The sequence below is a fragment of the Gordonia prachuapensis genome, assembly GCF_036350515.1.
GTDB classification, from domain to species: Bacteria; Actinomycetota; Actinomycetes; order Mycobacteriales; family Mycobacteriaceae; genus Gordonia; species Gordonia prachuapensis.
Window position 1 is genome coordinate 181,730 of record NZ_JAZDUE010000007.1, and the last position, 21,062, is coordinate 202,791.

Consider the following 21,062-nt stretch of genomic DNA (forward strand, 5'->3'; position numbering starts at 1 on the left):
TAGCCTCGGATCATGGCTGCAGCGCAGATTCTGGTGACCCTCGACGGCACGGTGCATGATCCGGACGAACCCTTCCTGCACGCCGACGACCTGGCCGCGCTTCGCGGCGACGGGGTCTTCGAGACGTTGCTGATCCGATCCGGTCGCACCCGCAAGGTGCCCGCGCACCTCGATCGGTTGGCCCGCAGCGCCGAGATGATGGAGCTGCCGATGCCGGAGCGTGACACATGGGCCAAGGCGATCGAGGCGGCCGAGAAGCAGTGGACCGCCGACAACGGCGACGCCGAGGCGTGGCTGCGGCTGGTGTACTCACGCGGTCGGGAGTCCGCTCCCGACGCCGGTCCGACGGCCTACGTGATGGCGGGCCCGGTCGCCGAGCGGGTCGCGCACGCCCGGTCGGAGGGTATCTCGGTGGTGACGTTGGAGCGCGGCTTCTCGACCGACCTCGCCGAGCGTGCGCCGTGGCAGCTGCTGGGGGCCAAGACCCTGAGCTATGCCACCAACATGGCCGCATTGCGGTACGCCGCCACCAACGGGTTCGACGACGTGATCTACCTGAGCAGCGAGGGAGCCGTGCTCGAGGGGCCGCGCTCGACGGTGGTCACGGTGACCGGCCGGACCCTGACGACCCCGCCGACCGAGGCGGGGATCCTGCCGGGTACCACTCAGCGGGCGGTGTTCGAGACGGCGGCGCAAGAGGGCTGGACCACCCGCACCGAAGTGATCCGCCGCGCCGATCTGATCGCCGCGGACTCGGTGTGGCTGATCAGCAGTGTCGCGCTGGCGGCTCGGGTGACGTCGTTGAACCGCTACGTCATGCCGTTGTCACCGAACGACCACGAATTCGTCGATTTGGTGGACCGCGCGATTTGCGTTGATTGAGAATGATTGCGAAGTCGGGAAATTCTGCGGCAATTCGGTTCGCCGTGCCGGCAAGCGAGATGCAGCCCACAATTGAATATCGAGTGCGACATTGCTGTAGGTGATTGATCCGAACGATCTGTGCAGCGTAGCGTGGACGCCACGCCCTACTACGCCTCGTAGTACCACGGTTTTTCGTAGGACACGGTTTCGGTGGTTCGCGGTTCGTAGTGCACAGGGCGGGGTTCGGAGGTCAGGAGTTCGCACAGCCCGGACCGGCCCGTGCATCTTTAGCCCGATGCACCGACTCTCGATTGAGGCGACATGGACGCTCTTGATGTATCTCGGTGGCAATTCGGGATCACCACCGTCTATCACTTCATCCTGGTGCCGCTGACGATCGGCCTCGCGCCGATGATCGCGGTGATGCAGACGGTCTGGCACGTGACCGGTAATGAACAGTGGCTGCGCGCCACCAAGTTCTTCGGCAAGCTCTTCCTGATCAACTTCGCGCTGGGCGTGGCGACCGGCATCGTGCAGGAGTTCCAGTTCGGCATGAACTGGAGTGAGTACAGCCGGTTCGTCGCCGATGTCTTCGGGGCTCCGTTGGCACTCGAGGGCCTGGTGGCCTTCTTCCTCGAGTCGACGTTCATCGGACTGTGGATCTTCGGTTGGGGACGGCTGCCGCGGCGCGTGCACCTGGCGTGTATCTGGTTGGCCGCGATCGGCGTCAACGCCTCCGCCTACTTCATCATCGCCGCGAATTCGTGGATGCAACACCCGGTCGGCGTGGCCTGGGACGAGGAACGAGGCCGTCCGGCGATGAACGACTTCGTCGCCGTCATCACCAACAACACGACGCTGGCCGCGTTCCCGCACGTGATCGCGGGTGCCTTCCTCACCGCGGGAACCTTTGTCGCCGCGATCGGTTGCTGGTGGATGGCCCGGAACATGTACCGGGCGAAGAAGCTCCGCGAGGCGATCGAGACCGGCGACACCACCGAGATGCCGAAGTCGTCCTCGCCCAGTCATATCGACGCAACTCCCGAGGACCTCGAGCGCGACGCACGCGGACTGTGGCGCCCGGTGACGAGATTCGCGCTATGGGTCACCATGGTGTCCGGCGTGGCGTTGTTCATCACCGGGGACATCCAGGCCCAGATCATGTTCGAACAGCAGCCGATGAAGATGGCATCGGCAGAGTCGTTGTGCAACACCGAGACCGGCGCGCCGTTCTCCGTTCTCGCCATCGGTCGGCAGAACAACTGCGACAACATCACCGAGGTCCTCGAGATCCCCAACATGCTGTCGTTCCTGGCCGATCACGACTTCAACAGCACGGTGCAGGGCGTGAACCAGCTGCAGGAGCAGTATGCCGCGCAGTTCAACATGCCCGGACAGAATTTTGCGCCGAACCTGTTCGTCACCTACTGGGGTTTCCGCGCGATGATCACCTGGGCGCTCGGCTCGGCGGCGCTGGCGCTCGCCGCGCTGTGGCTGACCCGCAAGAAGCGGGTGGTGGAGTCACGCAAGTTCGGGCTGTTCGCGCTGTGGATGATCCCGACACCGTTCCTGGCCAACAGCTCCGGCTGGATCTTCACCGAGATGGGACGCCAGCCGTGGGTCGTGGTACCGAACTGGGCCGATGATCTCGACCCGTTGCGGATTCACATGCTGGTCCAGGACGGTGTGTCCAACCACGTCGCCGCGACGGTCTGGGTCACGCTCATCGGGTTCACCATCCTCTACGGCGCGCTCGGCGTCGTCTGGTTCATGTTGCAGCGCCGCTACATCATCGAGGGGCCGGCGACCTACGATGCGGTACCGCCGGACGAACCGTCGGATACCGATGAGCCCAAACAACTCTCGTTCGCCTACTGAGGAGATCTCCGATGGGTTTGCCCGAGTTCTGGTTCCTGATCATCGCGATCCTGTTCGTGGGCTACTTCGTCCTCGAAGGCTTCGACTTCGGCGTCGGCATGCTGATGCCGATCCTCGGCAGCAGCCACACCGGAGGTGACGAATCGGTCGGTCCCCGCGAGGAACTCGCCGACCCCGACGCCCGGCGACGGGCGATCCTGAACACGATCGGTCCCGTCTGGGACGGCAATGAGGTCTGGTTGCTGACCGCAGGCGGCGCGATGTTCGCCGCGTTCGGCGGCTGGTACGCGACCATGTTCACCGCGTTCTACCTCCCGTTGTTCCTCATCCTGGTGGGACTCATCACCCGGGTCTGCGCGATCGAATGGCGCGGCAAGATCAACAACCCGCGCTGGCGCATGTGGGCGGACGTGGGAATCGGGCTCGGCTCATGGATTCCGGCGATCCTGTGGGGCGTCGCATTCGCGAACGTCATCCGCGGCCTGCCGATCGACGGCGACGCCCAGTACACCGGCGGGTTCTTCAACCTCCTGAACCCGTATGCGCTGCTCGGCGGACTGACGACGCTACTGGCCTTCCTCACCTACGGCGCCGTCTTCCTCGCGCTCAAGACCACCGGGGTCCTGCGCGAGGATTCGATGAAGTACGCCGCGCGGCTGGCGATCCCGACGTTGGTCGTCGCTGCGGCCTTCCTGCTCTGGACGCAGTTCGCCTACGGGAACGGCTGGACCTGGATTCCGGTGCTGATCGCGGCGGTCGCCGCCGTCGTGATGGTCGGCGCCACCCAGGTGCGACGTGAGGGCATCGCGTTCGCCGCCACGTTCATCGCCGTGGGCGGTACCGTCGCAACACTCTTCGGCGCCCTCTACCCGAACGTGCTGCCGTCGTCGACCGACCCGGCGTTCAACCTGACCATCGACAACACGTCGTCGAGCGACTACACCCTGACCGTGATGACGTGGGCCGCCGTGCTGATCACCCCGGTCGTCATCGGCTACCAGGCGTGGAGCTACTGGGTGTTCCGCAAGCGCATATCCGTGGAGCAGATCCCGGCCAACACCGGTCTGTCCTCGCTGCGCGTGCCGTCGGAATGACGAACCCGATCACCGGGTCGTCCACGCAAGCTCTCGAGATCGGCCCCGGGCCGGCGAATGCCGCCGCGCCTCGTCGGTCCGGCCCGATCGACCCGCGACTACTGCGCCATTCATCCGTGGCCCGTGGCTATGTGGTCGTCACCGCGCTGTTCTCCTTCGCCTCCGTCGTCACCATCATCGTCACCGCGGCGATGGCGGCGTCCATCGTGTCCGAGCTCATCGTCGACTCGGACCGCCGGACGTTCGCCGCGCAGCAGACCCATCTGATCGTGCTCGCCGGGGCGTTGATCGCACGCGGACTCGTCACCTACCTGCACGACCGCTACGCCCATCGCGCGGCCGCCCGCGTGATCGCGCAACTGCGTGCGCGGGCGCTCGACGTACTCACGGATCCCGCGCACACGTCACCGCGCACATTGGTGACGCGCCGCGATCACGCCACGACCGTGGTTCTCCGCGGGCTCGACGATCTCGGCCCCTATCTGTCCGGCTATCTCCCGGCATTGATCGTGACGCTGACCGTCACGCCCACGGTCGTCGCGGTCATCGCACTGACGGACCTGGCGTCGGCGCTCATCATCATCGTCACCCTGCCGCTCATCCCGGTCTTCATGGTGCTGATCGGACTGATGACCCGCGACCGCACCACCCGCAAGCTGGAGGCGACCAGCCGGCTGTCGGCGCAGCTGCTCGATCTGATCGCCGGGCTGCCCACGCTGCGCGCGCTCAACCGGTATCGCGGGCCCGCCGCGCGGGTCGCCGAACTCGGTCGGGCACACACCCGCAGCACGATGTCCGCGCTGCGGGTCGCCTTCCTGTCCGGAGCGGTGCTCGAACTGCTCGCCACCCTCTGCGTCGCGCTCGTGGCCGTCGGCATCGGACTGCGGCTGGTGTACGGCGAGATGAGCCTGTACGCGGGGGTACTCGCACTCATTCTGGCGCCCGAGGCGTATCACCCGCTGCGGCAGGTCGGCGCCCAGTTCCACAACTCCGCCGACGGGGTGGTGGCGGCGGGGGAGGTGATCGACCTGATCGAGGCCGAGCCGGATGAGTCCTCCGCGACGTCGGGTACCCGGACCTGCGCGGTCGCCGGCCAGGCCATCTCCCTGCTCGACGTCGGCGTCCACGGCCGGGACGGCTGGGCACCGGCACATCTCGACGCGGTGATCGAACCGGGCCGACTCACGATGCTCACCGGCCCGAACGGTGCCGGAAAGTCCACCGCCCTGCTCACCGTCATGGGCCTCGCCAGACCCGACGAGGGCTCGGTGCTGATCGGGTCGATCTCGGTCGGCGAACTCGAACCGACGGCGTTGCGCGAGCAGATCGCATGGCTGCCGCAGCAGCCGGTCGTGGTCCCGGCAACGGTGGCCGACAATCTCGCGATGTTCGGCGCGATCGACCCGGTGGACCTGCGACGTGCCTGTACCGCAACAGGATTCGACGACGTGATCGATGATCTGCCCGACGGTGTGGACACGGTGGTCGGTGCGGGTGGCGTCGGGTTGTCGGCCGGACAGCGGCAGCGCCTGGCACTGACCCGGACGCTGGCCTCCCCGGCACCGCTGGTCCTGCTCGACGAACCGACCGCACACCTGGACGAGGGGTCGGCTCGCGCGGTGCTCGAGGCGTTGTCGGCACGCGCGGCCGCCGGCGACACCGTGGTGGTGATCGCACACCAGCCTCTGGTGCGGTCGTTCGCCGACGCGATCGTGGACGTGAGGGGAGGGGCCCATGTCGACTGAGCCGTCACGAACCGCCGCCGAGTCCGCGGCCACATCCTCTGGGGACCCGTTGCGTCGGGCCTTCGTCTTCCTCGGACTGCGCGGTCGCCCGTTGACGAAGTCGATCCTGCTCGGCGTCGGCGGATCGCTGTCCGCGCTGGGGCTCGCCGCGCTGTCGGCGTGGTTGATCACGCGGGCCTGGCAGATGCCGCCGGTGCTGTACCTGTCCGTGTCGATCACCGCGGTCCGTGCGCTCGGCATCTCCCGCGGCGTGTTCCGCTATCTCGAACGTCTCGCCACCCACGACCTGGCACTCGGTGCGATGGCCACCGCTCGGGAACGCGTCTATCAGACGCTCGCCGCCGGGTCGCCGGCGTACTCGGTGCGCCTGCGCCGCGCCGACCTGCTCGGACGGACCGGCGACGACATCGACGAGATCGGCAACGCGTTGATCCGTGGTGTCATCCCCATCGCGGTCGGAGCCGTGACGAGTGTGGCGGCGGTGGTCATCATGGCGTTCGTGTCGTGGTGGGCGGCGGTCGTGCTGGCCGTGGCCCTCGTCGTGAGCGGCCTGGTGGCCCCGTGGCTGGCCGCCCGGGGGTCGGTACGCACCATCGAGGACTCGTCGTCGGCTACTCGGCGTTCCGAGGAGGCGACGGTCACGGCGCTGTGGCACGCCCCGGAGTTGATCGTGGCCGGGCGGCGCGACGATGTGCTCGCGACCGCGCGGCGGTCCGACGCCGACGCACTCGCGGCGGCCGATCGTGGCCTGCGGTATGAGGCGGCGGCGAGTGCCGCGACGCCGCTGTCGATGGGTGTGTCGTTGGTGGCGGCCTGCCTGATCGGCATCCACCTGGCCTCTACGGTGCCGGGGTCGCTGGCGTCGGTGGCTTCGGGTGAAGGTCTGACGCCGATGATCCTCGGTGTGCTGATCCTGTTGCCGTTGTCGGCGTTCGAGTCCACCGGTCCCCTCACCGAGGCCGGCATCCAGCTGGAACGGAGCAGGCAGAGTGCGCGGCGCGTGATGTCGCTCGTCGACGGGGCGGGCGCATCGACGTCCCCCGACACCGAACCCACCGACACCGAGCTCGCCGACCCCGACCCCGCGGCCGATCGCACCGTCCACCGCGGGCCGGTCACGATGACGGTCGACGGCCTTCGCTGGGGATGGTCACCCGACCGACCGCTGGGGCCGGCCGACGGATTGCGGTGCCGGCTGGCGCCGGGAGACCGGCTGGTCGTCGTCGGGCCGAGCGGTTCGGGCAAGTCCACCCTGGCGCTCACCCTCGCGGGCCTACTCGCACCCTGTTCGGGAGCTGTCGCCGTGCGCGATCCGGACGGACACAGCGTGGACATCCGGGCAGCGACCTGCTATCACGCCGAGGAAGGTCACCTGTTCTCCACGACCCTGCGGGAAAATCTGCTTGTCGCGCGGGGCGATGCGACCGACGACGACCTCGTCGACGCGCTCGATGCGGTCGGACTCGGCGGGTGGCTGCGCACGCTGCCCCACGGCCTCGACACCGAACTCGCCGGTGGTTCGGAGGCGGTGAGCGGCGGGCAACGTCGGCGCCTGTTGCTGGCTCGGGCGTTGCTGCACCCGGCGCCGGTCGTCGCGCTCGACGAGCCGACCGAGCACCTCGATGTCGCCGACGCCGAGGCGATCCTGGAACGGCTGGTGTTGCCTGCAGCGAACCTCTTCGACGAGCAGCGGATCGTCATCATCATCACGCATCATGCTGCCGCGCAACAGCTTTCCGCGAAGAATCCGCGATGTCGCGTCGTCGATCTCCATCCGGTCGTCGCGAGCTGAAAAGCGGTTGCCGGGCCCCGTGGCCGGGCGTATCTTCGTCGGTACACGACGAAGGAGGTGGTTCGAAGTTGTATGACTATTGGACACGTGAGGTGACCATCCGCTAGCGCGGATCGAGGCATTCACCTCCACGGAGTGCGCGCCGGATCGGATCCCGATCCGCGACGTCGCACCGTCCGTGCCGGCGAATCCCAGATGGTCACCCGGCCCTCGTACCCCGATCCTGTCCGATCGGCACAGGCCCCTCCGCGGGGTGGTACGGGGGCCGTTTCCGTTCTCCGGCGGCCCCGTTGCGGCGCGGTGCGTCATCCAGCGGTGTGTAACGCGCCTCACCGCAACCGCGATCGCTAATTCAAGTAGTCGACTACTCGTGCTCCTGATCCTCGTCTGGCGTGAACTGGGTCCAGACGTCGATCAGAACCGATCAGACCGGCCCAATCCGCTGCGGGCCGGGACGCGAACCACACACGAACAACCGACTCGCCAAGGGAGCCCGCCATGACCACGACACACGCGCACGTGGTGTCCGTCCTGGACGAACCGACCGCACACGACACGCGTTCACCCGCCGCTCGTGAGGTCGCCCCGCACATCGACGACGAGGTTCGCGCACGGTTTCTGACCCCCGAAGACCCGGACTGGACCAACGACGGCGCAGTCAACTGCGTGACCGGCCACATCTCCGGGTTGACCTACTCCAGTGGTCCCGGGGCCTATCACATCATCTTGCACAACGGGTCGGCGGACGACCTCGGCGTGATGTCGGTCCCCGAACTCCCCGAGACCGCAGGCGCGGTGTTCACCTACCTGCCCGCGGGTGCGTCGGTGGATCTGCCGACGGCGGAGTTCCACGCACTGCAGACCGAGCGAGTCGACGGGCGTCCCGTGCTGGTCGGGCAGATCGTCGAATCCGGGTCGGGCGAGAACGAACCGGAATTCACCCTCGACGGCCCGGCCGCCGGCGAGGTCGACTGGGACGAACGCGATCCCGACGCCAGGTTCTGGCGGCCCGGCGACGTCGACTTCGGGGTCCCGCAGACGCCCGCGTTCGTCTTCGCCGACCCGATGGCACACGGTGTGCACCAGACCCGGGTCGGTGGCGAGGTGGCGATCCACAACCGGGGCGACGGTCCGATCGCGGTGCTGACCGTCGGGGCCGACGGACCCCGCGACCTCGTGGTCGCCGAGCCCGGCCACAGCGTCCCAGTGCCGCCGGGTGACCAGGTCTGCTATGTCCAGGCTCCGCGGACAGATTGCTGCCCAACGCTTCTCGGCGTGCTGTGGTTCGCCGACGGCGAGTCGATGCCCACGTCACTGCCCATCCCGGATCGGCGGGATCACCTCGATCATCACTATCTGACGCCGTGGAGCGCCGATTGGGACTGCGGATATCCGGAGCAGTTCCACCTCGATGCCGAGGCCGACGGGGTGACCTACCAGTACCGGACGGGCGCGGACACCATGACGATCCGCAACACCGGCGATGCGACGATCGCGGTGATCTACAACTGCGGCGAGGACCGCGCTGTCGCCGAGATCGCACCACGCGGCAAGCGGACGTTCCCCGTCTGCGCCGATGCGGACACCGGCCAGGTGTTCTCGGTGGTCGGACAGCGGGTGGACAGCCGGCCCGGTCGGGCCGCGACGCTCGACTCGGCGGGCATGGTGATCCCGGGGACTACCGGTCAACCGGGGACACCGACCAACTATGGGTCGGTGGTGATCATGTTGGGGACTGTCGTCTACAGCGCGATCCCGAAGAAGAACCTGTACCTGGCCTGGTCGGATCGCCGGCGCTGGCTGCGTCTGCCGCATCACTGATGCGGTGACGCCAGGTCAGCCGACGACGCGGCGGAGCTTGGCAGAGAGCCGTGGGATGAGATCGCCGTCTGCGTCGACACGCTCCTCGACGTAGGCGAGGTCGCCGTCCTCGACGAGTCCGTACAGCCGTTTCGCCCCGCCGGTGCGGCGTCCGGAGTCGGCCTTGATGACGACGTCGGTGGCCAGTTCCCACGACGTCTGCGTCAGTGGGCTGCCGTAGAAGAGTTCGATCGACCCCTCGGCGTGCGCGAGCAGCAGTTCGATGGAGTCATCCTCACCGATGCGCCAGAAGCCGGACTCGCGCAGGTCGGGGCGGACGAATCGGGCGTCCTCGTCGATAACCCACGACCGTGCCTGCCAGTTCAGGAAGTTCTGCCCGTCGTGGCTGACGATGATCTGCTGGGCGAAGTGGTAGTCGGTCCCGGTGTCGGGGTCATTCGCCTCGCCCTCGCCCTGCCACACACCCACCATCGGCAGCAGCGCGAGCAGCCCCGAATGCAGGTCGGCACCGAGGCGCAGATTGGCGGTGTCGTGGGGGAGCGGGAGATCGCCCCACTCCGGGAGGTTACGGTCGCCGGTCTCCTTGGCGCGCTCGGCCGCCGAGTTGATCGCCTCGTCGCCGGAGCGTCGTCCGGCCGGGCGCTCCCGAGGGTCGGTGCCGTCCGCGTCTGCGGAGGTCACGACTCGTCGGTGATCAAACGGTAGAGGACATAGACGCCGAACCAGGTGATGAGGATTGCCGCCAGGATCAGCAGAATCTCGAAGAAGATGACCACGCGTGGATTCTACCGCCAGCCTCACGAGGTCCGCGCGGCCGGTCTCGCCACCCGTGGATCGAAGTGGCGGCGCACGGAGTGAGGTGCGTGTCGAGATCTTTCGGCGGTAGGAAATGACGAAGAAGACCCCCGGCGAACAAGCCGGAGGTCTTCTTCTGGTGTCGTCTGTCTTTCGACGACCTACTTCTTGACGTTCTACTTCTTGACCACGATGTCGTTCTCGTGCACGCCGGGGCCCTCGGGCGACACGGTCACATCACCGTTGCCGACGGACGACAGCGCACGCAGCGTCCACGTTCCGGGTGCCGCGAAGAAGCGGAAGTCGCCGGTGGGGCTCGCCACGACCTCGGCGGTGAACTCGCCGGTCGAGTCGAGCAACCGCACGAATGCGCCGGCCACCGGGGTGCCCGACTCGTCGTTGACGGTGCCGATCAGCACGGTCTCCTTCTCGACGTCGACGCCGGCAGGGAGCTTCTGTCCCTGCTTGGGTGCTCCGCACATGATTACTTTCCTTCTCCCAGCTCGACGGGTACGCCCACCAGCGAGCCGTACTCGGTCCAGCTGCCGTCGTAGTTCTTCACGTTCTGGTGGCCGAGCAACTCCTTGAGCACGAACCAGGTGTGGCTCGAACGCTCGCCGATGCGGCAGTAGGCGATGGTCTGCTTCTCACCGTCGAGACCGGCCTCCTTGTACAGCTCAGCGAGGTCGTCGTCGCTCTTGAAGGTCCCGTCTTCGTTGGCGGCCTTGCTCCACGGCACGTTGATGGCGCCGGGGATGTGGCCGGGTCGCTGGCTCTGCTCCTGCGGCAGGTGCGCCGGGGCGAGGATCTTGCCGGTGAACTCGTCGGGGCTGCGCACGTCGACGAGGTTCTTGTTGCCGATCGCGTCGACGACCTCGTCGCGGAAGGCGCGGATCGAGGTGTCGGGCTCGGCGGCCTTGTAGGTGGTGGCCGGGCGGCTCACGGCATCGGCCGACAGCGGGCGACCGTCCAGTTCCCACTTCTTGCGGCCACCGTCGAGCAGTTTGACGTCGTTGTGGCCGTACAGCTTGAAGTACCAGTACGCGTAGGCGGCGAACCAGTTGTTGTTGCCGCCGTAGAGGACGACCGTGTCGTCGTTGGCGATGCCGCGCTCGGAGAGCAGCTTGGAGAACTGGTCGGCGTCGACGAAGTCGCGCCGGACCGGATCCTGCAGGTCGGTCTTCCAGTCGAGCTTGACGGCGCCCTCGATGTGGCCGCCGTCGTATGCGGTGGTGTCCTCGTCGACCTCGACGAAGACGGTCTTGTCGGCGTTGAGGTTCTGCTCAGCCCAATCGGCGCTGACCAGGACGTCCGAACGTGCCATGGTGTGTTCCTTCCCGAACATTGAGGCCCGAACTATCGGTGATTGTGCGATGTGGAGCGGGATGATGGGGCCGAACGGTTCGGCGCGGATGCCGTCGACAGACCTGGTGTCCGGATCGGACCCGGGATGTCAGAGGTGCAGAGAACTGCCCGGCCGCCATCGCGAAGCGGACGCGTCGTACAGACGCCACGTCCACTGTCTAACGACAGCAACAGTCGGCGACACGACAGAAGTCGATCGCACGACGGCGGGTGAGCAAGAACTCACGGCGCAGTTGCATGCGCCCCACCCTACAGGGACGCCGGGTGGCTCCCAAACCCCGCCTCGGGGACGTAACCGCCGGTCAAGAACCTGCCTCAGAAATCTGCCGGACGCACGTCGCGGCTCCCGGAGTCCCCGGCGAGGACGACGTCGCTGCCCTCGCTGTGGGCTCGAGTCGGCGCGGTCCCCCACGGCATGGGCATCGGCGGCAGGGTGGCGGTGAACTCCGACAGCACGTGGTCCCGTTGGTCGTCGGCAACGTCCGCCTCGACGTGTTCTTCGGGACCGCGATAGAAGTCGGTGGCCTCGAGGTGCAGTCGGCCGTCGACGACGGACAGATCGACGACCACGCTGACCTTCACCACCGGACCCGGGTAGGCAGAGGCCGACGGTGGGACGTCGCTGTCGGGGGGCGGTGCGGACAGCGGCACGGTGCCGGTCAGCAACACGCCGCTCGACCGTCGCAGCAGACCGTCGCCGGGGCCGCCGGCACCCGCGCGGCCGGCCGGTGCCGGGGTGTTGACGGTGAGGTCGGTGATGCCCAGCATGCGTCCGAGGTTCACCGAATCGAGGCGTACATATCCGTCGACCGACGCAGTGTGCACGATGTCACTCTCCTCGATCCGGAAACCGTCGGGGACGGTCGTCGCACCGAGGGTGGCGCCCATCTCGGCCCGGCACCCGTCGGTGGACGGGCAGCCGACGCCGACGCCGCGGGCGGTGATGACCACGCCCGTGAACTCACCGGTGCGGGCGTGACCGACGAACGGAAAACCGCTGATCGTGACCTCGGGATCGAAGGTCAGGCGGGGCGAGGTCAGCAGCGCACGAGAAAACGAGTGTTCGGCGCGCATCGCCACGAAGGTGTCGGCCAGGAGCGCCACCCCGATTGCCACGACGAGTCCGAGGGCACCGACTCCGACCCACCTGCGTGCCCGGCGATGTGTACGGTTCGACGCATGCTGTCGACGCTCCTCGGGCGCCTTGTTAACAGCAGAACGCCACATTGGCGCTATTCTGTCATCTATCGCGCACACGTTGGTAAGGCGGCGTAAACAATCGCCGACCGCAGATCCGGCGTCGACCAGGGCTCATCGGTGAGTCCGGGAGGGCGTGGACGTGGGTTTGGGGAACGACGGGATCGGAGTGGTTCATGGATCTCTTGCTGTTGACGGCCGACCCTAATCCGGAGAGTGTTCTGCCGTCGCTGTCGCTGCTCGCCCATACCGTCCGGACCGCACCGACCGAGGTCTCCTCGCTGATGGAGGCGGGCAACGCCGACGTCGCCATCGTGGACGCCCGCACCGATCTCGCCGCCGCCCGCGGGCTGTGCCGACTGCTCGGCAGTACCGGGTCGTCGGTACCGGTGGCCGCCGTGCTCACCGAGGGCGGTCTGGTGGCCGTCAACGCGGACTGGGGTCTGGACGAGTTCCTGCTTCCCGCGACCGGCCCCGCCGAACTCGATGCCCGGCTGCGACTGCTTGTCGTGCGGACGCGCGGGATGACCTCGGAAGAGGCCAGCGGCAAGGTCACGCTGGGTGAACTGGTCATCGACGAGGGCACCTACACCGCGCGACTGCGGGGACGCCCGCTCGACCTCACCTACAAGGAGTTCGAACTCCTCAAGTACCTCGCCCAGAACGCCGGGCGGGTGTTCACCAGAGCGCAACTGCTGCAAGAGGTCTGGGGCTACGACTTCTTCGGCGGAACGCGCACGGTCGATGTGCACGTCCGGCGACTGCGCGCCAAGCTCGGCAGCGAGCACGAGTCGTTGATCGGCACCGTGCGCAACGTCGGCTACAAGGCGGTACGGCCGAGTCGCGGTCGCCCCAGCGGAGGCGACAACTCACTCGGTTCGGTGGCCGACGACGACGACTTCGACAGCGACGATCTCGGCGGGGACGAACTCGGACCGGATGATCTCGACGGCCCGTTCGATGAGGAGTTCAGCGCGAGTGCCGGAAACTGAGCCCAGCGTGGGCGACCCCGTCGTCCTCGACGTACTCACCCCCGAGAAGGCCACGCAGGCACACGATCTCGCCGCTGCCGCGACTGTCGCGGACGGGGTGGCGCCGCTGGCCGAGCAGGCACTACACGCGATCGACGCCTCGGCGGAATCCGGCGTCCGGCACGTGCTGACCGATGCCGGCTACGCCAACGTCATCGCGGGCCGAGCCGGGGAACCCGCCATGATCGAAGCCGTGGTCCATCCGGATGCACGCCGCCGCGGGCACGGACGTGCGTTGCTGGACACGGCATTCGCCGCCGCGCGCGAGCTCGTCGCCGAGCCGGGGCCCAGAGCGTGGGCACACGGTGATCTGCCGGGAGCGGTGGCGCTCGCCGGTGCGATGGGTTTGCAGCGACGTCGGGAACTCCTCCAGCTACGCCGCCCGTTGGGTCCCGAAGCCGACGAACTGCCACCGCTGCAGGTCGCCGACGACATCGTGCTCCGTACCTATACGGGACCGGCCGACGACGCCGAGATCCTGCGCGTGAACAACGCCGCATTCGACTGGCATCCGGAGCAGGGTGGGTGGTCGCCGGCGGAGATCACCGACCGGGTCCGCAGTGAATGGTTCGACCCGGAAGGGCTGTTCCTGGCCTTCGACGCCGGAGAACCGACGCGGCTGCTCGGCTTCCACTGGACGAAGCGGCAGAACGCCGAACTCGGCGAGGTCTACATCGTCGGGGTCGACCCGGCAGCGCAGGGACGGGGGTTGGGTCGGCTGCTCACCCTTGCGGGCCTGCATCATCTCGCCGACCGCGCGATGGCCGAGGTGGAGCTCTACGTGGAGGGCGACAACACGGCGGCACTGCGCACCTACGAACGTCTGGGTTTCACCCGCTACGCGATCGACGTCGCCTACGGCTGACCAGAGCTGGTGTCCCGCCCGCGACCGGTGAAAGTCGTTGAGGGTGAGCATGACAGGATCGAGCCATGCGTCGCGTGCTGTGGGTGGTCGGCTGGGTCGGAGTGCTTCTCGGCGCGATCGGTGTCGGGGCCCATTTCTCGGGTCTGGTCAGCAACATCGCGACCCGTATCGCATCGTTCACTCCGGTCCTCATCGGAGTCGGGCTCATCGGCCTGATCCTGCTCCTGGTCGCCCGGGCATGGATGTCTGCGGCGGTCGCGGCGGTCGTCGTCGCCGTCGGCCTGGGGTCGCAGGCTCCGTTGTATGCCGGTGTGGACGAGCAGGTCTCAGCATCCGACCTCACCGTGATGCAGGCCAACATCTTCCTCGGCGAGGCCGACGCCGCGTCCTTGGTCGCCCGCGTCCGCGAGGCCGATGTCGATGTCCTGACCGTCATCGAACTGACTCCGGAAGCGACCGCCGGACTGGAGCGCGCCGGCCTGCGCGAGGTGCTGCCGTTCGCCTTCGTGAACCCCCGCGACGGCGGTAGCGGGGCCGGGATCTACGCCCGAGCGTCGCTGACCGATGGTCGCGTGCTCGATAGGATGCGGCATTCGAATCTGCATGCCCGGCTGTCGATTCCCGGACGGGAGCCGTTGTCGGTGTACGCACTGCACCCGCTGCCGCCGTACCCGGAGCCGTCGTGGCGCTGGGACGCCGAGTTGCGCGAGCTCCGATCGGTGCTGTCCGCCGATCAGGACCCGCTGGTGAGCGGTGCGGACTTCAACTCGACCTACGACCACCGCCCGTTCCGGGCGCTGCTGTCCGGATCCGATGCGGACGACTCACCCGAATTGACCGATGCGGCAGAATATCTCGGCTCCGGGATCGTGCCCACGTATCCGGCAGATCGGCCGTACCCGGCCGTGCTGGCGCTCGACCGGGTGCTCACCCGCAACGGTCCGACGCCGACCTCGTTGCGGCGCTTCGAGATCGCCGGATCGGATCACCACGGCGTGATCGCCACGGTGCGTTACTGAGACCGCGTTACTGAGACCGCACTCCCGGCAGGGCGGCGGACTTCAGGAGCGGAAGAAGCAGGTCCGCGACCATCTCCGCCTCGGCTGCCAGCGGCCAGCCGGACAGGATCCAGATGTCGATACCGGCCTGATGGGCCACCGACGACATCGCGGCGGCGACGTTCTCCGCACTGCCGACGAAGTACGTCCCGGTTCCCTTGCCCGCGATGTCGAACGGCGGCTCGGCCGCCGTCCACGTGGTCAGGCCGGCGGCCATGTTGGGCGCGAACTCCAGGTCCGCCCGCCCGGGCAGACGACCGGCCCGCAGGGCATCGATCCGCGCCTGGACCTGTGCGTTGTCGCTACGGAGCTCGTCCAGACCGGGATAGCCGAAACTGCGCAGATTGCGGTCCGCGGTGGCGAGCACGGTCTCCGGTCGGGTCTGCCGCAGCTGCCACTCGAACCGCTCCCACGCCTCGTCGTCGGTCTCCCGCACGATGACGCTGGCCAGCACACCGAACCGAAGTGTGCGGCCGCGGTCGGCCGCCGCCGCGCGGACTCGGTCGAACAGTCCGGTGAGCTTGGCCGGTTCGGACATGAAGGACAGATACACGTCGAGAACCTCGGCGGCGTGCGCGATACCCTCCGGCGATGCCCCGGTGCCCCAGACCTCGATGCCGTCGGGCTGCCGCGGCCCGGGGATCGGTGGCTTGTATCGCGGTCCGTAGGAGAAGAACTCGCCGTCGTAGGGCTCGGCGTCATCGAGGTAGAGACGCTTCACCTGCCGCCAGAACTCCGCCGACACCCGGTAACGTTCCGCCTTGGAGCCGAATCGGCCGTACCGGTGCAGGACCGGGTCGGCTCCGTTGACCTGGTTGTAGATCAGCCGTCCGCCCGAGTACTGGTCGAAGACCTGGGCTTCCTCGGCCAGCAGGACAGGCGGTTTCACGCCCGGATACTCAGGGATGAGGAACCGGAGGTGCTCGGTGTCCCCGACGAGGGAGATGGCCTCACGTGCGGTGGTGAGCGCCCCGTAGTAGCCCAGACGGTCGAGCGTGCGTGCCTGATGCCGGATGGCCTCGAACGTCGGCTCCGCCCGGCGCTCCGGCTCCCACGGCACGTCACCGTCGGTCGGGTTGATGTACCAGAGAACCTGTGGGGCAACGCCATCGGACGGGGTTCCGAGGTCGGGCACGAGGGCGGAGATGCTCACGTCGGCTACCTCTCGTCGCAGAATTCCGTGATGGGCAGGCCGACGTGGCGGGACTCCGGAGGCGCGTAACCCAGGAGGGTGTCGCCCGGCTTCAGGTCGGTGACATTGTTGACCGAGCCGCCGGGGCCGAGCAGGCGGACGTGCCAGTCGTCCTGGGCGATCACGTTGACGACTCTGCCGTCGGTGGTGGTGGCGGTGACCGAGATGAGGGGTCGCCGTTCGATCTTGACCCGGCCGATGCGAACCTCGCGCACCTCACCGGTGCTGCGGATGGCCAGGATCGGTTGCCCGGCCTGCAGTTCGCTGACATAGCGGGTTCGGTTGTCGGGCACCAGGACATACGAGTGCACGGCACCGGCGTTCCAGCGGAACGGGCGGGTCGGCATGTACGGCAGTGGGTGGGTCTCGCTGCAGGACAGGAACATCCCGGTGGAGAACGATCCGATGAGGCAGCCCTCGTCCTTCTCCAACAGCGAACACGTGTCGATGCACGCACGCTCGCCCATGCCGATGTGCTCGACCTTGGTGACGGTCAGCTCGGTGAGTTCGATCCGATCGGCGCTCGGGCGGATGACCTCGGCGAGGGTCCCGACGTCGTCGGCGTTGCGGGGACGCAGCAGCAGGCCGTCCGACCCGTGCTCGAGGACCAGCTTCACGATGCCGGCGTCCTCGATGTCGTTGACGATGGTGACGGTGCGCCCGCCCGAGTTCTCCGCCGCCGCGATGACGATCTCCAGCGGGATCTTGGTGGGGTCGGTGAAGGTGAGCAGGGTCCAGGGCGCCCGGCGCACGGTCTCGCATGCGTGGCGCAGGGTGTCGGCGTCGGAAACCACCACGTGCACGCCGGCCTCTGCGGACGGTCCGGCGTCGACGATCCGATTCGTGTCGTCACCCGAGTGATCGGCCAGAACGATGTCGACCGACGCCGCCACATCGGCATCGACGGAATGTCCAGTGGTGGTGAGTACCCGGCGCACCGTCGGCGGAAGGTCGCGCAACAGTTCGGCGTCATCGGCGACGATGCCGTCGATGCGGTGATGGATCGCGGCTTGGACGAGCGCATCCCGCTCGACGTCTGCGGCGCCGCGGATATCGATCCAGGCGAAGTGCGCACGCTGCTCCTGAGCGGCCGAGTTCGGCACCGCATCGGGGACTGCGGCGAGCGGGGTGATGTCGTCGGTGACGATATCGGTGGAGGAGTTCACGATGGTCTTTCTGGTGTCGGGACGGGCTGGGTGATCTCAGGCGAGTTCGAGTCTCAGGCGAGTTCGAGGGTCGCGGCCAGCGGACGGTTGGGCGTTGGTTCGGAATGGAGACCGTCGGCAAGGGTCGTGGCGACCCGCTCGGGGTCGTCGGCGCCGAAGATGAGACGGCCGAAACTGAGTCCGGCGACGCGGGATTCGGCGACCTGGAGGCCGAAGATGATCGCGGCGTCGTCGGACGTCGTCGTCGGTCCGCCGGCAACCAGGATCGGTATGGGGCAGCTGTCGACGACCTCGTCCATCCGATCGGAGGATCCGGCGTAGTCCAGCTTCACGATGTCCGCGCCGAGGTCGGTGGCGATCGCACCCAGATGCGCCAGCGTCGCAACCGAGGTGTTGCCGGCGTCGGCCACCCCTCCGCGCGCATACATCATGGCGAGCAGTGGAACGCCGAGCCGATCACATTCGGCGGCCACGATGCCGAGATCGACCAGCTGTTCGGCCTCCGTCGGCGCACCGACGTTCACGTGCACGCTCACCGCATCGGCGCCCAGCGCAAGGCATTCCTCGACCGAGCCGACCAGCACCTTGCGGGTCTGGTCGACCGCGAGATTGGTGCCCGCCGACAGGTGCACGATCAGCCCCATCGATCCGAATCGGGTCGGTGCGATGGTCCGCGCGCGCCCCTTGTGCACGATGACGGCATCCGCGCCGGCACGATGCAGAATCGCGGCCGTCTGGTCGGCATGGCCGGCGGCGCCGAGCGGACCCACGGTGACCGAGTGATCGAGCGGCACGACGAGAGCACGACGGCTCGGGGAGCCGAAGATCCGAGACAGACGAATCTGTTTCCCCTGCGGCAGATGCCGACGGGTCACGTGCATGTCGATCACAGCTTTCTCCGATCACTGAGCGTGGCCGCCGCCGTTGCGACACGTGGATGTGTCGGAGCGGCCGGCAGCCTCAGGTAAGGGTAGCCTCGCCTAGCTTGGTGGGCAATTGGAGGGGTGGGACGACCGTCGGCTGCGGTGTTCTGATGGTCGGTCACGCCGGTACCGCCGCGGGCTGCCACGGGGTCGGGAACGGCAGACCGAGGTAGACCTTACCGAGCGCGCGCTCCTCGTCGGCCGACGTCGTCCACCGTTGCAGCCGTGCACGCCGGATCTCCCAATCGAAGTCGTCGTCGCCGAGACGGTGCAGCGTCGTCGTCAGGTTCCACGAAAAAGCTTGTGCCTGCCACACTCTCGGAAGCGCGGTCGACGAGTACGTCTCGAGACCGGTGCGGTCGGCGTGCGCATAGAAGGTGCCGAGTGCGTGCGAGAGCACGCACGCGTCGGAGATCGCCAGGTTGAGTCCCTTCGCCCCGGTGGGTGGCACGATGTGCGCGGCGTCGCCGAGCAGGAACAGCGAGCCCTGCTGCATCGGGTCGGTGACCACGCTACGTAACGGTGCCAGCGAACGTTCGATGATCTCGCCGGTCTCGAGCTCAGGGTGATCGTCTGCGGCGCTGCGTCGTCGCAGTTCTGCCCAGATCCGATCGTCGGTCCACGCGGCGAGATCGGTGTCCGCGGGCACCTGCAGATACTGGCGTGTCAGGTGCGCGCCACGCATGCTGTGCACCGACAGTCCGTCCGGGTGGGCGCAGTACATACCCTCGTCCGTGACGGGCGTGGTGTGTGCCAGAATGCCCAGCCACGCAAACGGATACGTCCGATCCATCACCCGGAAACGCGAGGGATCCACGACCTGGCGGCAGACCCCGTGGAAACCGTCGCATCCGGCCACGAAATCGGCGCGCACCCGGCGGCGTACCCCTGCTTCGGTGAACTCCACCCGGGGATGGTCGGTGTCGATCTCGTGGACGGCGACATCGGTCGCCTCGAAGTACAGTGGGCGGCCCGTAGATCGCCGTGCGTCTATCAGGTCGGCCACGAGCTCGGTCTGGCCGTAGACGTACGCGTGCCGGTCGAGATGCCGATGGAAGTCGAGGTGATGTGTCCGGCGATCGAATCGGACATAGAAACCGTTGTGTACCAGCGCCTCCCGATGAAGGCGATCCGCGAGGCCGATCTCGGTGAGTAGGTCGACTGTGGTCTGCTCGACGACCCCGGCACGAACACGCGCCCGAACATGGGCTTCGGATTGTCGCTCGACGACGACGGTGTCAATGCCCTGCAGGTGCAGCATGTGCGCGAGCGTGAGGCCGGCGGGGCCGGCGCCGACGATGGCGACCTGGCACCGGATGTCCGTGGTGGTCATCAGCGTGCCGAACGCGCCTGATCGGTGACTGCCGTGGCGCCCTGTCGTCTGCTGCTGCGCTGACCGGCACGACGTGAACGACGCTCACGGTCGATCGTGCGCAGGACGCGCAAACCGTCGCTGAAGGCATTCAGGTTGCTGCGGCCGTGGATACGTCGACTCTCGTGGCTCCCGACCTCGCGGATCACCACCCCGGCGCGCGCCATGCGCACGTTGATCACGGTCTCGACCTCGAACCCGTCGCCCCACTGGGCCTCGGTGGCATCGACATCGGGCAGGTCGATGACCGGGCGATGTCGGCGCCAGAACGCGTTGTAGCCGTAGCAGAGGTCCGCGAAGTCGGTGTCGAACAGACGATTCACCAGCCCGTTGAGCGCCTTGTTGCCGAGCCGTCGGAGCACGGTGATGTCGTCGCTACCGCCGCCGAGCGAGAAGCGGCTGCCCTTCGCGAGGTCGGCCCCCTCGACGAGCGCGTTGACGAACATCGGGATCTCGGCGGGGTCCGTCGATCCGTCCGCGTCGATCATCACGATGATGTCGCCGGTCGCGGCCGCGAATCCACATGCGAGGGCGTTGCCCTTGCCGCCGCGGGTCTGCTGGACGATGACCGCCTCCGGCCAGAGTCGACGCGCCACGTCGATCGTGTTGTCGACGGACGATCCGTCGACGACCACGATCTCGTCCACCGGCGGCATCCGTTCGGCGACGTACGGCAGGTTGAGAGCCTCGTTCCGGGTCGGGATCACCACCGTCACACGCGGTGTGGCGCCTTCGGCGGGCGCAGCGGTGTCGGCGGTGCCGGTGCGGGTGTCGAGGTCGTTTTCGAACTCGCTCATGTCGCCGGTCGATGTCGTGTCGACGGCTGCGGCAGCGCGTACGCGCTCCGATGCGTTGGTCAAGGTGCCCTCCGTGTCGTCGCCGCACACCTGGCGCATGTCGCATT

Annotated in this window: 18 protein-coding genes; 9 read left to right on the forward strand and 9 right to left on the reverse strand. The window is 67.6% G+C overall.

The genetic code is table 11. From position 1 onward, the window contains the following. Positions 1-12: 12 nt before the first annotated feature. The 6 genes from V1Y59_RS10380 to V1Y59_RS10405 all read left to right on the forward strand — a co-directional run bounded on the left by V1Y59_RS10380 (position 13) and on the right by V1Y59_RS10405 (position 9,194). On the forward strand, positions 13-882 hold the full coding sequence (locus V1Y59_RS10380; protein ID WP_330504873.1) for an aminodeoxychorismate lyase: 870 nt from the start codon (positions 13-15) through the stop codon (positions 880-882). A 303-nt stretch (positions 883-1,185) separates the two neighbouring features. After that, positions 1,186-2,742: a cytochrome ubiquinol oxidase subunit I gene (locus V1Y59_RS10385; protein ID WP_330504875.1), complete on the forward strand. Its 1,557-nt coding sequence runs from the start codon at positions 1,186-1,188 to the stop codon at positions 2,740-2,742. Positions 2,743-2,753: 11 nt separating this feature from the next. Beyond that, positions 2,754-3,836, forward strand: coding sequence for a cytochrome d ubiquinol oxidase subunit II (cydB, locus tag V1Y59_RS10390; RefSeq protein WP_330504876.1), 1,083 nt, complete (start codon positions 2,754-2,756; stop codon positions 3,834-3,836). Next, on the forward strand, positions 3,833-5,581 hold the full coding sequence (gene cydD, locus V1Y59_RS10395) for a thiol reductant ABC exporter subunit CydD (RefSeq protein ID WP_330504877.1): 1,749 nt from the start codon (positions 3,833-3,835) through the stop codon (positions 5,579-5,581). Before cydB ends, cydD begins: the two co-directional genes overlap by 4 nt. Beyond that, positions 5,571-7,373, forward strand: coding sequence for a thiol reductant ABC exporter subunit CydC (cydC, locus tag V1Y59_RS10400; protein ID WP_330504878.1), 1,803 nt, complete (start codon positions 5,571-5,573; stop codon positions 7,371-7,373). The genes cydD and cydC overlap by 11 nt, the downstream gene beginning before the upstream one ends. 498 nt (positions 7,374-7,871) lie before the next feature. Further along, positions 7,872-9,194 (forward strand): hypothetical protein, encoded by a 1,323-nt coding sequence (locus V1Y59_RS10405; protein ID WP_330504879.1) that lies wholly within the window; start codon positions 7,872-7,874, stop codon positions 9,192-9,194. 15 nt (positions 9,195-9,209) lie between these two features. On the opposite strand, the gene V1Y59_RS10410 is transcribed toward V1Y59_RS10405, so the two are convergent. The 4 genes from V1Y59_RS10410 to V1Y59_RS10425 form a co-directional block, all read right to left on the reverse strand. Continuing rightward, complete coding sequence (locus V1Y59_RS10410; RefSeq protein WP_330504880.1) at positions 9,210-9,875, reverse strand: heme-binding beta-barrel domain-containing protein; 666 nt, start codon at positions 9,873-9,875, stop codon at positions 9,210-9,212. Between the two features lie 290 nt (positions 9,876-10,165). Then, positions 10,166-10,471, reverse strand: coding sequence for a DUF1416 domain-containing protein (locus tag V1Y59_RS10415; RefSeq protein ID WP_330431044.1), 306 nt, complete (start codon positions 10,469-10,471; stop codon positions 10,166-10,168). Positions 10,472-10,473: 2 nt separating this feature from the next. Then, positions 10,474-11,313, reverse strand: a complete 840-nt coding sequence (locus V1Y59_RS10420) for a sulfurtransferase (RefSeq protein WP_330431043.1) — start codon at positions 11,311-11,313, stop codon at positions 10,474-10,476. Positions 11,314-11,669: 356 nt separating this feature from the next. Continuing rightward, positions 11,670-12,581 carry an LmeA family phospholipid-binding protein gene (locus V1Y59_RS10425; protein ID WP_330504881.1) on the reverse strand — a complete coding sequence of 304 codons (912 nt, stop codon included), beginning with the start codon at positions 12,579-12,581 and terminating at the stop codon, positions 11,670-11,672. Positions 12,582-12,727: 146 nt separating this feature from the next. Between V1Y59_RS10425 and V1Y59_RS10430 the strand changes: the two genes are divergently transcribed. The 3 genes from V1Y59_RS10430 to V1Y59_RS10440 all read left to right on the forward strand — a co-directional run bounded on the left by V1Y59_RS10430 (position 12,728) and on the right by V1Y59_RS10440 (position 15,466). Continuing rightward, positions 12,728-13,543: a winged helix-turn-helix transcriptional regulator gene (locus tag V1Y59_RS10430; protein WP_330504882.1), complete on the forward strand. Its 816-nt coding sequence runs from the start codon at positions 12,728-12,730 to the stop codon at positions 13,541-13,543. Further along, positions 13,512-14,447, forward strand: a complete 936-nt coding sequence (gene mshD / locus V1Y59_RS10435; protein WP_431309144.1) for a mycothiol synthase — start codon at positions 13,512-13,514, stop codon at positions 14,445-14,447. The genes V1Y59_RS10430 and mshD overlap by 32 nt, the downstream gene beginning before the upstream one ends. 65 nt (positions 14,448-14,512) lie before the next feature. Next, positions 14,513-15,466 (forward strand): endonuclease/exonuclease/phosphatase family protein, encoded by a 954-nt coding sequence (locus tag V1Y59_RS10440; RefSeq protein ID WP_330504883.1) that lies wholly within the window; start codon positions 14,513-14,515, stop codon positions 15,464-15,466. 7 nt (positions 15,467-15,473) lie between these two features. Here V1Y59_RS10440 and V1Y59_RS10445 read toward each other — a convergent pair whose 3' ends face one another. The 5 genes from V1Y59_RS10445 to V1Y59_RS10465 all read right to left on the reverse strand — a co-directional run bounded on the left by V1Y59_RS10445 (position 15,474) and on the right by V1Y59_RS10465 (position 20,955). Then, on the reverse strand, positions 15,474-16,652 hold the full coding sequence (locus V1Y59_RS10445; RefSeq protein WP_330504957.1) for an LLM class flavin-dependent oxidoreductase: 1,179 nt from the start codon (positions 16,650-16,652) through the stop codon (positions 15,474-15,476). An 11-nt stretch (positions 16,653-16,663) separates the two neighbouring features. After that, entirely contained in the window at positions 16,664-17,863 is a 1,200-nt protein-coding gene (locus V1Y59_RS10450) for a 3-dehydroquinate synthase II family protein (protein WP_330504884.1), read from the reverse strand. 53 nt (positions 17,864-17,916) lie between these two features. Then, positions 17,917-18,744 (reverse strand): 2-amino-3,7-dideoxy-D-threo-hept-6-ulosonate synthase, encoded by an 828-nt coding sequence (locus V1Y59_RS10455; RefSeq protein WP_330504958.1) that lies wholly within the window; start codon positions 18,742-18,744, stop codon positions 17,917-17,919. Positions 18,745-18,904: 160 nt separating this feature from the next. After that, entirely contained in the window at positions 18,905-20,119 is a 1,215-nt protein-coding gene (locus V1Y59_RS10460) for a 4-hydroxybenzoate 3-monooxygenase (RefSeq protein ID WP_330504885.1), read from the reverse strand. Beyond that, positions 20,119-20,955 (reverse strand): glycosyltransferase family 2 protein, encoded by an 837-nt coding sequence (locus tag V1Y59_RS10465; RefSeq protein ID WP_330504959.1) that lies wholly within the window; start codon positions 20,953-20,955, stop codon positions 20,119-20,121. The genes V1Y59_RS10460 and V1Y59_RS10465 overlap by 1 nt, the downstream gene beginning before the upstream one ends. Positions 20,956-21,062: the final 107 nt, after the last annotated feature.